Source organism: Clostridium beijerinckii, from assembly GCF_018223745.1.
GTDB lineage: Bacteria > Bacillota > Clostridia > Clostridiales > Clostridiaceae > Clostridium > Clostridium beijerinckii.
In genome coordinates, this window is sequence record NZ_CP073653.1 from 1,025,013 (window position 1) to 1,039,225 (window position 14,213).

General features: G+C 29.4%; 21 protein-coding genes. 15 read left to right on the top strand and 6 right to left on the bottom strand.

Annotated features, from left to right (window positions below; all coding sequences use genetic code 11):
• Nucleotides 1–28: 28 nt before the first annotated feature.
• Entirely contained in the window at nucleotides 29–748 is a 720-nt protein-coding gene (locus KEC93_RS04810) for a hypothetical protein (protein WP_077868292.1), read from the top strand.
• 27 nt (nucleotides 749–775) lie between these two features.
• Complete coding sequence (locus KEC93_RS04815) at nucleotides 776–931, top strand: hypothetical protein (RefSeq protein ID WP_172462742.1); 156 nt, start codon at nucleotides 776–778, stop codon at nucleotides 929–931.
• A 248-nt stretch (nucleotides 932–1,179) separates the two neighbouring features.
• On the opposite strand, the gene KEC93_RS04820 is transcribed toward KEC93_RS04815, so the two are convergent.
• Nucleotides 1,180–1,350, bottom strand: a complete 171-nt coding sequence (locus KEC93_RS04820) for a hypothetical protein (RefSeq protein ID WP_172462741.1) — start codon at nucleotides 1,348–1,350, stop codon at nucleotides 1,180–1,182.
• A gap of 1,312 nt (nucleotides 1,351–2,662) precedes the next feature.
• Between KEC93_RS04820 and KEC93_RS26655 the strand changes: the two genes are divergently transcribed.
• The 4 genes from KEC93_RS26655 to KEC93_RS04835 all read left to right on the top strand — a co-directional run bounded on the left by KEC93_RS26655 (nucleotide 2,663) and on the right by KEC93_RS04835 (nucleotide 5,568).
• Nucleotides 2,663–2,797: a hypothetical protein gene (locus tag KEC93_RS26655; RefSeq protein WP_009168799.1), complete on the top strand. Its 135-nt coding sequence runs from the start codon at nucleotides 2,663–2,665 to the stop codon at nucleotides 2,795–2,797.
• A 97-nt stretch (nucleotides 2,798–2,894) separates the two neighbouring features.
• Nucleotides 2,895–3,158 (top strand): hypothetical protein, encoded by a 264-nt coding sequence (locus KEC93_RS04825; RefSeq protein ID WP_009168800.1) that lies wholly within the window; start codon nucleotides 2,895–2,897, stop codon nucleotides 3,156–3,158.
• Nucleotides 3,159–3,344: 186 nt separating this feature from the next.
• Nucleotides 3,345–4,160: an MBL fold metallo-hydrolase gene (locus KEC93_RS04830; RefSeq protein ID WP_009168801.1), complete on the top strand. Its 816-nt coding sequence runs from the start codon at nucleotides 3,345–3,347 to the stop codon at nucleotides 4,158–4,160.
• 343 nt (nucleotides 4,161–4,503) lie between these two features.
• A complete protein-coding gene (locus KEC93_RS04835; RefSeq protein WP_077869672.1) occupies nucleotides 4,504–5,568 on the top strand; it encodes a hypothetical protein in 1,065 nt (354 codons plus the stop codon).
• Nucleotides 5,569–6,060: 492 nt separating this feature from the next.
• Here KEC93_RS04835 and KEC93_RS04840 read toward each other — a convergent pair whose 3' ends face one another.
• Nucleotides 6,061–6,255: a hypothetical protein gene (locus tag KEC93_RS04840; RefSeq protein WP_172462734.1), complete on the bottom strand. Its 195-nt coding sequence runs from the start codon at nucleotides 6,253–6,255 to the stop codon at nucleotides 6,061–6,063.
• Nucleotides 6,256–6,293: 38 nt separating this feature from the next.
• Complete coding sequence (locus KEC93_RS04845; protein WP_009168804.1) at nucleotides 6,294–6,467, bottom strand: hypothetical protein; 174 nt, start codon at nucleotides 6,465–6,467, stop codon at nucleotides 6,294–6,296.
• A gap of 162 nt (nucleotides 6,468–6,629) precedes the next feature.
• Here KEC93_RS04845 and KEC93_RS04850 point away from each other — a divergent pair, with 162 nt between their 5' ends.
• The 7 genes from KEC93_RS04850 to KEC93_RS04880 all read left to right on the top strand — a co-directional run bounded on the left by KEC93_RS04850 (nucleotide 6,630) and on the right by KEC93_RS04880 (nucleotide 10,845).
• Nucleotides 6,630–6,794: a hypothetical protein gene (locus tag KEC93_RS04850; RefSeq protein WP_009168805.1), complete on the top strand. Its 165-nt coding sequence runs from the start codon at nucleotides 6,630–6,632 to the stop codon at nucleotides 6,792–6,794.
• 125 nt (nucleotides 6,795–6,919) lie between these two features.
• Nucleotides 6,920–7,306: a hypothetical protein gene (locus tag KEC93_RS04855; RefSeq protein ID WP_038457525.1), complete on the top strand. Its 387-nt coding sequence runs from the start codon at nucleotides 6,920–6,922 to the stop codon at nucleotides 7,304–7,306.
• Nucleotides 7,307–8,156: 850 nt separating this feature from the next.
• Complete coding sequence (locus KEC93_RS04860; RefSeq protein ID WP_023976701.1) at nucleotides 8,157–8,309, top strand: hypothetical protein; 153 nt, start codon at nucleotides 8,157–8,159, stop codon at nucleotides 8,307–8,309.
• A gap of 538 nt (nucleotides 8,310–8,847) precedes the next feature.
• Nucleotides 8,848–9,024, top strand: coding sequence for a hypothetical protein (locus KEC93_RS04865; RefSeq protein ID WP_172462740.1), 177 nt, complete (start codon nucleotides 8,848–8,850; stop codon nucleotides 9,022–9,024).
• Between the two features lie 87 nt (nucleotides 9,025–9,111).
• Entirely contained in the window at nucleotides 9,112–9,747 is a 636-nt protein-coding gene (locus tag KEC93_RS04870; protein WP_077869781.1) for a chloramphenicol acetyltransferase, read from the top strand.
• 124 nt (nucleotides 9,748–9,871) lie between these two features.
• Complete coding sequence (locus tag KEC93_RS04875) at nucleotides 9,872–10,156, top strand: YjcN family protein (RefSeq protein ID WP_077869780.1); 285 nt, start codon at nucleotides 9,872–9,874, stop codon at nucleotides 10,154–10,156.
• A 170-nt stretch (nucleotides 10,157–10,326) separates the two neighbouring features.
• Entirely contained in the window at nucleotides 10,327–10,845 is a 519-nt protein-coding gene (locus KEC93_RS04880) for an HTH domain-containing protein (RefSeq protein WP_012058513.1), read from the top strand.
• A 224-nt stretch (nucleotides 10,846–11,069) separates the two neighbouring features.
• Here KEC93_RS04880 and KEC93_RS04885 read toward each other — a convergent pair whose 3' ends face one another.
• The gene (locus KEC93_RS04885) at nucleotides 11,070–11,270 is read right to left on the bottom strand and encodes a YvrJ family protein (RefSeq protein ID WP_012058514.1); all 201 of its coding nucleotides are present in this window, start codon (nucleotides 11,268–11,270) and stop codon (nucleotides 11,070–11,072) included.
• 97 nt (nucleotides 11,271–11,367) lie between these two features.
• Entirely contained in the window at nucleotides 11,368–11,895 is a 528-nt protein-coding gene (locus KEC93_RS04890; protein ID WP_077869779.1) for a hypothetical protein, read from the bottom strand.
• A gap of 287 nt (nucleotides 11,896–12,182) precedes the next feature.
• Here KEC93_RS04890 and KEC93_RS04895 point away from each other — a divergent pair, with 287 nt between their 5' ends.
• Entirely contained in the window at nucleotides 12,183–12,425 is a 243-nt protein-coding gene (locus KEC93_RS04895; protein WP_012058516.1) for a hypothetical protein, read from the top strand.
• Between the two features lie 59 nt (nucleotides 12,426–12,484).
• On the opposite strand, the gene KEC93_RS04900 is transcribed toward KEC93_RS04895, so the two are convergent.
• Complete coding sequence (locus KEC93_RS04900; RefSeq protein WP_077869778.1) at nucleotides 12,485–13,072, bottom strand: sigma-70 family RNA polymerase sigma factor; 588 nt, start codon at nucleotides 13,070–13,072, stop codon at nucleotides 12,485–12,487.
• A gap of 194 nt (nucleotides 13,073–13,266) precedes the next feature.
• Between KEC93_RS04900 and KEC93_RS04905 the strand changes: the two genes are divergently transcribed.
• Entirely contained in the window at nucleotides 13,267–14,163 is an 897-nt protein-coding gene (locus KEC93_RS04905; protein ID WP_077869777.1) for an N-acetylmuramoyl-L-alanine amidase, read from the top strand.
• Nucleotides 14,164–14,213: the final 50 nt, after the last annotated feature.

A 14,213-nucleotide genomic window follows, 5' to 3' on the forward strand; every position in this document is an offset into this window, starting at 1 on the left:
ATTTACGTAATTAAAGGAGGAATATTATATGTTAAAAAATATATCTAAGGCACTTATTGCTATGTTTATTGTTACAATATTACCAGTTGGAGTCTTTGGAGTTGAAAGAGTATCCCATAGAAACCCTGACAATAGATTAGATATTTGGTTTACAGATACTAGTGGTAATATACTTAATGGATGGGTATACAATGATTCAACTGATAGTTCTAAGGGGTGGTACTATTATGAAAATGGTAGACATCATAATTTATATAAATGGGTTCAATCAGGAGCAAATTGGTATTTTGTAAGTGGTGGTAAAATGGTGACAAATCAATTTATCGATGGATACTATCTAGGAAGTGATGGCGCTTGGACAGATAATATACCAACCGATACTAAAATAAATCCAGCAAATGTACGTGCGACAAAAAGTGTGGTTGATAAGTTGCTCGATGATGGATGGGTAATGCCAAATAGTTATTGGTATGGGTCAATAACATTTTTATATCTTAAGGATAGAAAAGATAGTGCACATTATGATACAACATGTTGGATTAAAAATGGAGTGGCTACAATAGAGGATATTACTATGGCACAAAATTATAATGAGTGGAATAATTCAACTAATACAAAAGTTACAATAACATTAGAAGAGTATTTAGAATATAAAAAGGAAGGTAAAATAGGTTCATTTGATTATTATGGTGGAGTTACAGGAGCAGATCACATGTCTAAAAGAGTTCATGAATATATTAAGAAATAGTAACATTACTGTGGAGAAGACGGTGCAATGATAACTAATAAATGGATTAAATTTAAAAGCTATGCATATGGTAAAGAAAAAAGTTATTGGTACTATTTTGGAGATGATGGTAAGAAGCTAAAAAATACTGTAACACCAGACGGGTTCAAGGTAGATAGTGATGGCAAATGGATACAATACTAAGTTTTGAATTAACTTCCAAAATAATAGTGTATATAATAAAAAATAAATGAAGAGAAGTACAAGCTGTTTTATATTAAATACTATTTTTTTAGTTAAGACCCATTAAGATTGTATTTACTAAATATATAGAAAGTCTATATAGCTTGCACTTCTCTTTGATTGTTGTAGCCTGCGGCAGCAAGGAAATTATCCAAGCCCTAAAGGGCTTGAACAATTGAAAATCCATTTGTTGGAGCTAAGGCTCCAATTCATTTAATTCTAAGTATATGCATTTTATCAATAATAATTGCTGGTTTATGATCTGATTTATAGCTTTTTAAGATTAATAATTTATTTGTATTACTATATATTAGAGATATAGTAGTATCTACAGTATCTGTATTTTTTATAGGACAGGTTTTTCTATCTTTTTTCTTCATAGAATAGTCTTGTTTGAAATCATAAATTGATGTTATTCATAGATGGTGAATTCCATAGGTATAGAGCTAGTTCGTGAATATTAACCCTGCCGGGATTGCGTGGTTGGCTCCTAATATTGTGTTTGGGCTTGCAGCGGACGGCGTGCGTAGGCTTGGACCTGCAATCAAGATTGCAGGTCCATCTTGTACAGGTTTGCCTGCTAATCCTATCTTCGATTAGGACAGGCGACAAACCAGTACAAGAATGCCCACAGAAGGCATGCACACTTCGCTAAGATAAGTCGTTGTCCCGTAAATGTCCAAGCTAAAATATTTATGGCCATGAATTTTTATGGTCTTTTTGTGGTTATAAAGATTTTGAGAAATGAAGGTTTATTCCTTAATTTCAGCTGGGACACTTCGGGAAACGTTATTTAGCAAAATGTACATGCCTTCTTTGTGGTAATGGGTTTTTCTGGTGCAGATTATAGAGAAGGTGTTATTATAGTTTTTGGTGTATTGTAATACTGGAGATAATGCTGCATGCCCAGATAAGAGTTTTTGTTGAAATGTGAGAATGGGGAGAGAAAGTTAATGTTTTTATTTTCAAAGAGGATACTTTAAATGTATTTCTAAATTCCAACTCCAGAAAGAGTCAATACGTAATAGCCACGGAGCTCTGCCCCTTGCTATTACATTGACACTTTCTTAAGAGAATGTTTTAAGTGTAGTGATTGGATTAAAGGCTGCGCCTTAAATCCAATGAACAATTGAAAGTTTACTAAATAGAGAATTAGTATAAATATTATAGAGAGAACCTGTTTGGTGTATTAAATGATTTATGGAGAAGTGATGCATACGCATAGGGAAAAGGGCGCCTTGGACTTGCCCTCACCAAGATAGAGATAAGGTTTGATGGGTGAGGGCAGGTCCACAATGTACATGCTTACCTGCTAGTCCTTTTTAGTAAAGGCGTTCTTTCCGCTTAAGAAATCCAATCACTAAAAATAATAGAAATAAATATTTAAGAAGAAATTATTTTTAGTGATACGATTTCTTGCGCTTCAATAACACTCATTACTAATAAGGACAGGCAGAAAAGCAAGCACATTGACGGCGCCCTGTGGAATAAAAGTTTTTTTAATAGTAGTTATAATGAGAGTAGAGTAGATTAGACAGAGTAAATTAAAATAAGAAATTGTTCTTTGAAAACTAAATAATATGTTATTTACAAAATGTGTTATTTACAAAATGTGTTATAATATGTTCTGATAGTAGTTTTTGATAAAACAAGACAGATTTTTGTTTATAGTAGATAAAGGGAGTATTTTAAATGGGATGTATTAATATTAAGCGAATTTGGTCAGATGAAACCATGATTGAACTTGAATTTTCAGCCAATAATGCAAATATTTATTCACAATTAAATTTCTTTGTAACTGAAAATGAATTATTAGAAATTTATTAACTGAGGATCGTGCAAGTGTTCAAGGAATAGCTTTTAGAAACTAGTGTAATAATATTATAATTTTCAAGTCGCTGGTAGTGAAAATAAGAGGTGAAATATGATGGAGTATATAAAAGCACATAAATATTCATCTAATCACAGAAATCAATTGTTAAGAGATAAAAAATGTGGTTGCTTTTATTGTTTAAAAATTTTTAGTCCAAAAGAAATTGTAGATTGGGTTGAGGATATTGGTGGTACAGGTATTTGTCCGTATTGTGGTACAGATTCTATAATTAGCGAAAGTTCAGGATATCAAATAACAAAAGAATTCCTAATAGAGATGAAAAACTATTGGTTTAATAAAAACAATAATGAATAATATATTTAATATAGTACATTATCTTAAAGAAAGTCTGATATTTACATAATAGTTATAATTTAAAAAAGATAAATTTTGATTTATAAGGAAGGTGAATCATGAAAATATTTTTACGTATGCACCCAAAGAATCGTTTATCCTCTGTACAACCAAAAAATTAATTTTGTACAGAGGAGTGTATATTAAATGAATAGATTAAATAAGCCAGTTATTACGAAAGAAACAATCAAAGCAATGGAGGACATGTCATTTTTTACCCATGCTATGATTTTTGACGATTTACTAATTGTTGCACAAAAAGAAACAAATTGCTTTGTATTAAAGACAAGTGATGGGCTAATAGTAATAGATGCTATTTGGCCAGCAAAGGAAGCTTTTGATGCAATAGTAGCTGCGATTAAAGATGTAGGTTGGAATCCTTATACTATAAAAAAGCTGGTTTTAACTCATGGACATGTTGATCATACAGGCTGTGGAAAATGGTTTGTTGAGAAATACCATGCTTACACATATCTTTCTAAAATAGATGATATTTTTTGGGAGGAACATCCTACTAAGCCTGATAGACCAGAAACGTGGAAAGATTATAAAATTGATGTTTATGTTCAAGATGGTGATACCATAATATTGGGTGATAAAACAATATATGTTTATGGTACTCCTGGTCATACTCCAGGAGGATTAAGCTATATATTCCCTGTAAAAGATGATGGTGAAATCCACATGGCAGCATTATGGGGGGCTACAACTCCACCATGGACAAAAGATGAAGTACAACAATATCTTAAGTCCTTAGATTATTTTATTAGTGAAGCAATTAGTAAAAAAGTAGATGTGGCTTTAAGTAATCATACAGCTATAGATAATGGTTTGGAGCGTATTATGTATTCAAAAGTAAGAATGGATTATATGCCTAATATTTATATTATTGGACAAGATGGATTTCAAAAATATTGTCAGGTGTTTAGGACATTGAGTTATGATCTGTTGGAAAGATTATAAGTATAACACCAGGTCAAGAAAGTTCAATTTTGCCATATTGCTGTCACAAATCTCTTGCAATATATAAACACAAAGTAGTTAAACATTATTTATCCCTTATTAAATAAATATTAACCAGTATTCAGAATGGTCTATTCACAATAATAGATCATTCTTTTTTTATTATAATAAAGTTAAATCAATGTATAATTTTTATATATGTAAGTAAAGCAATATGATAACTACAAAGTTGCAATTGAAAATATTAAGTTATACAATAAAAAAATAAATATTGAAGAAAAAATTAGAGTAATTGTACAGTTATAGCATGTTTTATTATTGGAAGAGTTGGGGGAAGATTAGATTGAAAGGTATTTGTACATTAGAACAATTACAAGATGAAGCTAGAGCGGATTTGGGATACAGAAATGCAAATAAGGTTCCATTTCTTAAGACTAATGTTTATAAGGTAAGAAAGAGGATGGAAAAGAATAAGTCAGGAGGTTCAAAAGTAAAAGAATATGTATGGAATCACAATTTGAGGAAAAAAAATTTATCTTCATTAATCAGAGAGATCTATGATTGTGAAGAGCATTGCTTTTTGTATAAAATCTTTGGAATAGAGCAAACCAAGTTAAAACTTGAAATTTCATTTGCTGGAGTAAAGTTGCCTAAAGAAGCATACAGTGCTTCTTTTAGTGATTATCTTGAAGTTGAAAATTTGAAATTGCTTTCTTCAGTTGAAGATTTTGAAATAGTAATACAACCCGATTCTATTGATGAGCCTGTAAATATTGCGAGAGAATGTAATATGATAGGCGATATTATTACAATAGATCATTTTGCACCTGGAATCTTTTTTAAATGTGACTTTGATTATGTACCCAATATAGATGGTTGGACTATTATTGAGTTTTCAGAACGAACATTAGAGTGCAATGCATATGGATTACCAATAGACAATGATTATCCCATGTGGGTAGAATATTTGCTTACAAGTTATGTTATGTACAACATTGGAAATGAAAGATTGGCTTTTTTTTCTGCTTTTGCGGCACTAGACCAATATATAGAAATGCTATATGCAAATCTAGAAACTGCGTATTATAACTTACTGCCAAGAATAGGAAATGCTGAAGTATTTGATAAATACTATGATAAAATTGAAAGATATCAAAATATGAATAGGCGAATTATAGATGAGAAATTTAAAGATGTAATACACGAATGTGTTGTAGATTTTGAGAAATATGGTTATTTGTATAATAAGCTATATGACTATGAGAAAATGCGGAACAAAGTTGCTCATTGCGAAGAAGGGTATTCAGATGGTAATTATTTAGATTTAGTGTTTGTTATTATTGAGATTATTTATTTGACAGGGACAGGAACAGAATTAGTAGATAATATTTTTGAGATATATGAGTAAGAGCACCTTCGGGTGTTTTTTTAATATCTATGGATTTTGTGTCTTTAAAACCAATTATATCAATAGTTAAGAGGCTGTTGGCTTATAAAAATATGATTAGGAATGAGCATGCGCAGCCACTTTGTTCTCTATAGAGCTAGATAATTTATGGTATATGGAAGTGCCAAAAAGGAAATTTTAAACAAGCTCCATTAATAAAAATAATTTCAATAAATGGATATAGCGTTGAATAAAGAAAAGTTGGATTTTAAGATTATAGTAATGGAACTTATCTAAAATAATGTTTTTTGGGAGAGCAATTATACCAATAGAAAATAAATATTGTAAAGGGGAAATTCGCTGCGCTCACCCCTGTACAATATTTATTTTCTATGGAGCTTAAGTATTTGCTAAAAAAACAACATAAGCTTGTCCTATAATTTTAGCAGTTAATTCTGTAGTTTGTGGAATATTAAAAGAAATAAAATAATCCTGGAGAGGACCTCTCCAGGATTATTTTATTTCAATTTCAAGCTGCATTGGTCTTGTATCAAGATAATGTTCATATTCTATTTTATAGTATATGATTAACTTTCTTCTGCCCTCATATGGTAGTGTATTTACAAGTGAATCAAATTGAGCTTTTGATACAAAGCCTTTTTCTTTTATAAGCCATGTTGCAAATGTCATTAGATTTAATCCTTTCATATAGAAACTTTTAGAAGGGGATAGAGATGCGTATTTCTCTAATCCCATTCAGTCTGTAGGTAATTTATAAAGTATTGATATTTTTCGTGATAATATAAATCAGTTCTTTTAGATTCTTCTTTTGATAAAATAGAAAGCCATTCTTTATAGTGTCCGTAGGAATTAAAAGCTTCTTTAGTAGTAAGCCATTTTGTAAATGTGAAGTTTCTCATATTTTTTCAAATCCTCTCTTAACCTTATATTATAATTATTGCCAATTACGCGAACAAATATTCGTATGCGTTTGTACTTATTTGTATATATTTTTTAACTATTTAAGTATAAGAAATTTGATTGTTGGCTAGAATATTTTACAGATAAGGAGTGGAATAATAATGGAAAATAGAAATAGAATAAAAAAAGAAAAACCACCAACAAAGCAACTTCATGTGGAATGTGAAATCAAGTTATATGAAGACTTTGAGGCGTATTGTCATAGGAATGGAAAAGATGTTAGTAAAGCGATAAGAGGGTATATGAAACTATGTATTGGAGAATAAATTATAAATAATGAAAGTACCTGAAAAGGTGCTTTTTTGTACATAAATAATGTCTAAAATTTATGTAAGTGGGCATAATAAAAATATGGTAGGAGAGGAACTAAAAAGAAAAGGTGGCCATAAAAGTGGAAAAGAGAAAATATGAATCAAAAACATTAATAGCAGAGTACAGATATTTAAGCGAAAATAAAGAATTCAGATTTTCTGAAACAGCGTATAGACTAAAGAATGGATCAATAATTATTGAGTATGAAGGCGCACCATTAAGTCTTTATGGATTGAAATTAAGTTATAACAAGAATATAGCAAGAAAAGGAATATTCAGTGTTACAAGTGATGATTATGAATTTTGGAAGTCATTTAGAGGCAAAATTGAGGGTAACAGTTTTGTAGATTATGAAGCTGAAAGAAATGAAGATATAGAAAAAGCCAGGGAAGAATATTATAAACAAGTAAATGCAGAACATGAAAATATATTAGAAAGTTTATCATGCGAGGAGCTGTCATACTAAATACATAAGGGGAGAAATCCCCTATATATAAAGAGATAATAAGGACAAGCACTTAGCACTAGGAACCTATGATTAAAGAAAATAATATAAGCTATATTCTTAAAGGTTCAACCGATAAATTAAAAACAGCATGTCCAATCAAGCGGTATAATATCACATAGATTTTTCATATTAACTTTACCTATTTATTTAAAAGGCAGGTCAAGACCAAAAGCGAAGCGTGTCTTGAGCTACATTTTAAATAAATGTACCATGTTATATGAAAAAAACTATATAAAAGGTATGGTCTAGAGTTTTTCAATGGGGGCGGTCTTGGACTGGCTTTTTTAGTACCTATGAGTAATTGAAAGTAGATAATAGATCTGAAAATCGTATCATTAAAAATAATTTCCATGTAATACAATTTATTATTTTTAGTGATTGGATTTTTAGAGCGGAAAAATCATATAATCAAACATTATAGTAATGAACTTAAGCCCGTACAAGATAGGCATGCCGTCACATTACTAATACTTTCTTATATAATTGTGATGGCATGTCTAAGCCCCCAAAAATTATTGTCAGCTTGTCTGACCAACTAAACATTATATTTACCATTTCATATACCAGAAAAAATAAATTATAATGAACCTAAAAAAAAAACATAAACAAAAGTTCCAGTCAGAGGGATGGATAAGTATTCTTATACATATTTTGAAGAAGGAATTTAACTGCATATTTACATGATTATAATTTATTCATGAAAATCTTCATCCCGAAGTGCCCCACCGGGAACCTAAATAAAGGACTAGTCTAATGCGTACAGATTCTTACTTTGTAAAAGGTTCCGAGTGATGAGGAGACTTTTACAATGTTAGAAGCCTGTAGCTATATGACCTGTCCATTTTTGGGTGGTGGATATGGCACACAAAGAACTCTAAAGCAAATAAACTTGTCCTTTAGAAAATGCGTATATAGCTATACCAATAATAGCTATAACATAAAGACCATAGATAAAGTATAATTAATTAGAAACTAGTTAGTGGTATATAAAGATAATTTAAATTAAGCACGTAGAAATAAAACTAAACTAATAGAGTGGCGCAGCCACAAGGAGAACGTAGTGCTCCAATATATTTATTCCTTGCTGCCGCAGGCTACAACAATTAATGAGAAGTTCAAAATATATAGAGATTATAAATGTTTAGACTATACCCCCATAATATATAGGTACTAAAAACAGTAGAATCTATAAACTAGCTTGAACTTCTCTTCCTTAGGAGCGAAGCGACGTTATTGGATTACAAAAGATGGACTGAATGAAGCTATAGCTAAATTTAAAATTGTTTAATAACTGTAATAGCTTTGTTCTGTCCATCTTAACTCCTTATATTATTTTAATTTGTTACATAATAATATTGATACAATAATATGAAAACTTGTAAATAAATGCATTTGTAATATAATAATAATTATATAAAGCGATATTAAGTAGTTAAAAGCTCTAGGCTTATAAAAAATTATATTAAAAGTAAACAATTTATGTGGTTAGGAGAAAGCTTATGCAAATTAATTATATGACTCTAATTATGAATTGGATCAATTTTGGGGTAATAATTTTGATAATAATAGGAATATATAAAGGGGTAAAAGCATTTAAAAGTTTTATAAAAAGGAATAAACAAATGAATGAAAAATTGGATATTATTTTAGATACACTTGAAGAAAACAAGAAATGAATTTAATGTGGTTTTTTTAAAATATTTCTTGATAATAAATTATTGTGCAATATAGATAATAAAATTTTAATGGAGAGTGATATCCTAATGAAATTTATAGATATAGAAAACTGGAAGAGAAAAGACCACTATAATTATTTTAAGAAAGTTGATTACCCGCATTTTAATATTTGTGGAAACCTTGATATTACAAAGTTTTATAGCTATATTAAAGAAAATGATTTTCCGTTTTTTGTATCAATGTTATATGTTTCCACAAAAGCAGCAAACAATATAAAAGAATTTAGATTTAGAATAAGAGAAGATAAGGTGATTGAACATAAAACTGTAAGCCCTTCTTTTACTGTGATGACAGAAGGGGAAATATTTAGTTTCTGTACATCTAATTTTATAGAGGGATTTAAGGAATTCAAAAATAATACATTAAAGGAAATTGAGAAGGTAAAAAACAACGTTATTATAGAAGATGAACCAAGGCGTGATGACCTATTATACATTACCAGTATTCCATGGGTTTCATTTACTAATATAACTCACCCAATTCAGATGAATCCTGTTGATAGCATACCAAGAATATCATGGGGTAAATACTTTGAAGAGAATGGTAGGATTAAGTTGCCGATCTCTGTACAGGTACATCATGCCTTGGTTGATGGAATACATATTGGACAATATTTTAATATCGTTCAAGAAATTTTAGATAATCCTGTGAATTACCTGTAAAATTTACTTCTAATAGAAATTTTTATATTATGTCGAAGAATAATATTCTTAAATTGTGTCATAACAGTAAATTTATTGTTCATTAATAGAGTGGGAATTTTGACAAAGGAGGGGAGAGCAGCAAGTGAAAGGACTAAAGAAGTATATTATATTTGTAATAATAGTGTTGGCGTTTGCAGGAAGTTATTTATTTTGCCATTCAACACCTGAAAATTCAATAAGAACACACTTGTTTTTTAACGGATATTTAGTAAAGGCGTTAAAAACAGATATATATATGAGTAATGAAACACCATGGAAAGGTAAATATTACTGTGAAAATCCAGGAATTGGACCTGATTTTATAGCTGTAGAGAAAAGTGATTTAGGATTATGGTATGTTGACCTAAAAAATAGTGGAGGTAGCTAATGTTATAAAGAGCAAATGTATATTTTGTCTTAAATCATAAATTATTAAAATCAAATAATAAATTGTAAAATTGCATTATTCAAGATGATTGAATTTGCGACTTTTTAGTGCACAAATCAAATAAAATGCAAAATAAGAATAAACTATAAATATTATAAAAGGAGGCTATAATGGAAATTAATTCAATTAAGACTATCGTTTCTACAAACTTCAATCAAACTGAAGATGTTATAAGAAAAGATATAGAAAATTTGCTTGAAAAATATAAAATTGAACTGAAATCTTTGAGTAAGATGATAGGAGTAGATTATGTTTGGTTGAAAGATTATATGGATGGAAAAAATAAATTATATGATTTTTTTACCAATATCGTAAATTCTGGTGAGAATAATGAAGAGAGTTTGAAAAATTCCAATATTCCGAACCCTTCGCATTTATGCAACATGATTTTCATGCTATCTGAAGGGATAGGGATGGTAAATGAAGATGATCGAGTTAAAGGGGTAATAGATGTGCTAATAGCTGAGTTTGGAATTAGCTATGAAACATTAGCTATATATTCAGGACTTGAGCTACGAGATTTGCAAAGTTTTATGAATGATACTAATTCTGTTTCCTGCGAGAAAAAATATAAGTTAGCAGTAGCAAGTCTATTTTTGCATTATTTATGTAAAAAGCCATCAAACTAATTCATTACATTCTTATAAAATATAATAGTAAATTATTGTGAAAGAGAGTATTAAATTTTCAAAGATGAGTTTATATCAAAGTAATTAACTTTTTACATAGTATTCTTAACTTGCGTATGCTTTTATAATATAAATTCATATTGAACTATTTCGTTTTGCTCTCATAATATGAGCAAGATTTAAAGGCGATAAACACTAATAATCAATGTTTATCGCCTTTTTACTCATGCCACTTTATGAGAATCATCAGTAGAATTATCTGTATCGATAGCAACACCAAGTTTAGCTGATATTATGGTATTTAACTTATTAATTGAACTTGCTAAGCTAACAATTTGCTTCTCTAAGCGTATTAGCAAATATGCAGACACTGCCACTGGAAAACCATTATTAACAATAAGGTTAATTAATTCATTTACTTCCATAAATCTATCACCTCCTATAATGGATATATGAAATAAAATATATTAGTTCATATTTAGGAAATAAATAATTATGTGAAATTAAAATAGATAAATTAAATTATTGAGTGCCATCTTCATTTACAATATGGTTATGATAATAATTTATAGCAATATCAACTATAGTACTGACACATACATTGATATCTGGATGGATGCTCTTTAATTCATTTATTTTTCTTATGGTAGAACTTCTAAGAGTGTAGCTTCTTTTAATATTTGGAGTCTCACCATCAATGGCAGGAGTGGCACCATTAGGTAGTGGAGTTCTTCTATTATCAAACAGTTCTTTAGTAGAGCTTAAAGTATTTTTTATTTCTAAGGAGTTGGTTATATTATTTTCAAAATTGCTGTTAATAGTAGAAGCAGTATTAGCTTGAGTATTGGTTTTAGGATCTTCTTGAATAACAGTATTATTAGATTTACTATCAGAGCTATTTTGAATAATATTAATATTAGAGTCATCATCAAAAGAGAATGAAGAAATGCAGTCACCAGCTATAGGAGTTTCGCTAGTAAATCCATATACTTCACCTTCATCATATTCAAAATCATTTTTAGGAACCTTTGATGTTTTTCTTCTAGCCATAAATTATATACCCTCCTTAGCAGTATTTTTATGTATCCTTATAAAAGATATATGGTTATTTATTAGAAATTCTAAAATTCTAAAGAATTTAGGAATATATATTTTTTAGAATTTAAGAATAAAAGAACTTAAGAATATTAGAATTTGCTTGTAAAATGCCGGTTAGGAGATTAGATATGCAAGTTTAATCATGATTTTAATGTTATGTTACAGTATAAAACATATATCAATAATAGCAGCTACTAAATTTTAAAGCTGTAAATAAATTATTGGAGTGTGTTTTAAAAATGATTAGAGATGAAATTAAACTTAATTCGGAAGAAGGAGAGGTTTTTGATAAAAAGCAAATAGCTTTAGCAATTAGAAATTCTACCTTTAATGATGAACTTCAATGTTCTTTAATTACGGAAGGAATACTTAATAAATGTGAAGGATGTTCTCTAAAATATATTTGTGATGGAATAGATCAAGTTGTTGATAATTATGTGGAGAAAACTACAGAGGTTGTGAATAATTTCAATTTTGAATAAGTGGATATAGATTAATATAATTGTATAAAAATAAAAACTCCAAGTGAGCCTTGGAGTTTTTATGCTTTGATGCTTTTATAATAATGAGACATATTATTTAGTATTTTCTTTAGAATAGTGTTCTTTTTTAGGATAGCAGTAGAATAGCATATATTCTTTAAATAAGAGTAATCTAAAACTGTATAATTTTTAAAGAATACAAAATCTATAAATTCTTTTTCCTCTCGGGTTAAATCATCTAAAGCCAGTCTTAAATCTTCATAATCACACATTTCGCATAATGATACTTCAGTGGAAATTTCTTCTGAAGGAAGATCATTTTCAAAATTATAATGTAAGCTTAATGCTTCATTACCTTCAGTGGAGCTTCTAGATTTAATTCTCTTTATAAGATCTTTGATATTATTTTTAATGGAGTTAGTAGCATAAGCAACGAATCTATGCTTTTTTATATTGTACATTGAAACAGACTTGAAAAGTGATTCAAAGCACTCTTGCTGTATATCATACATGTTATAGCCATCAATAAAGGTTCTTTTAGAAATGTTATAAATTAAAGGTTTAAATTCAGCAGCTAATTTTTCTTTTGCTGTTTCATCGTTATTCTTGCATTTGATAACTAAAGATTCAATATAATTAAAATCCATGTAAACCTCCTTTAATTCAGTTAAGAGTTTTTGATAAAATTCTTACAAGATTTCTTTAAAAGATTGCTCGAAGAGGTTTATGTAATTTATTGTGTTTGTCATTAAATTTACCTCTACATATAGTATATATGGTTAAAAACCATATAACGTATATGAGTAATTAAAAAATTAAGAATTATAGGGAGAGATGTAAAATGAGTAATTTTATAATAGCAGTGGGTCATACTGCTAGTGGGAATGTTGGATGTGGAGTTGTTGATAGGCTTGATGAGAGTAAGTGCACTCGTCAGATTGGAGCTTTAGTTGCAGAGTATTTACAGCAAAGAGGTTATGGAGTTAATTTGCTTAGAATAGATAAGAGTAATAGCTATAGCTGTCAGGATTGCTATGAAAGGGCAAGTGAAGCTAATGAGATAGCTAAGACAACAAATGTTGAGTTGTATGCTGAGATTCATATTAATGCAGGGGGAGGAACTGGTCCAGAAGTATTAGTATTTGGAAAATCAGAAGTAGCAAATCAATATGCTGATAAAGTATGCAATGAATTATCAAGTGCTCTGAATTTACCTAATAGGGGAGTAAAAACAAGAAACTTAATTGTTCTTAATGAAACTATTATGCCTGCAATTTTAGTTGAATGTTTGTTTGCTGATAGTGATGATGCTAATGTGTATGATCCAGAAGTAATTGCAAGAGCTATTGTTAGTGGCTTAGTTGGAGATGATGGTTCTAGCAATGGAGAATGGAAACTTGGATGGAATAGGAATGATGTTGGATGGTGGTATTCACCTGATCCAATAAATAAATATTACTATACCTCAGATAATGGTTGGAAGGAGATTGAGGGGGAGTGGTATATCTTTGATAGTAGAGGATATGCGTTGCAGAATTCTTGGTATCATGATGAAAACAATAATGTCTGGTATTATTTAGATGAAAATTGCATGATGGTTAGAGGAAGTAAGGATAAGCCTTTGTGGAAGTGGATTAATGGGAAGTGTTATGCTTTTGATGAAGATGGGAAGATGTATTGTGATTGTGTTACGCCTGATGGTTTTAAGGTCGATGAGAGTGGAGCATGGATTAAGTAGAAGAATATTTGATTTATAATTATACTAATATTATTAAGAATAAAATTACA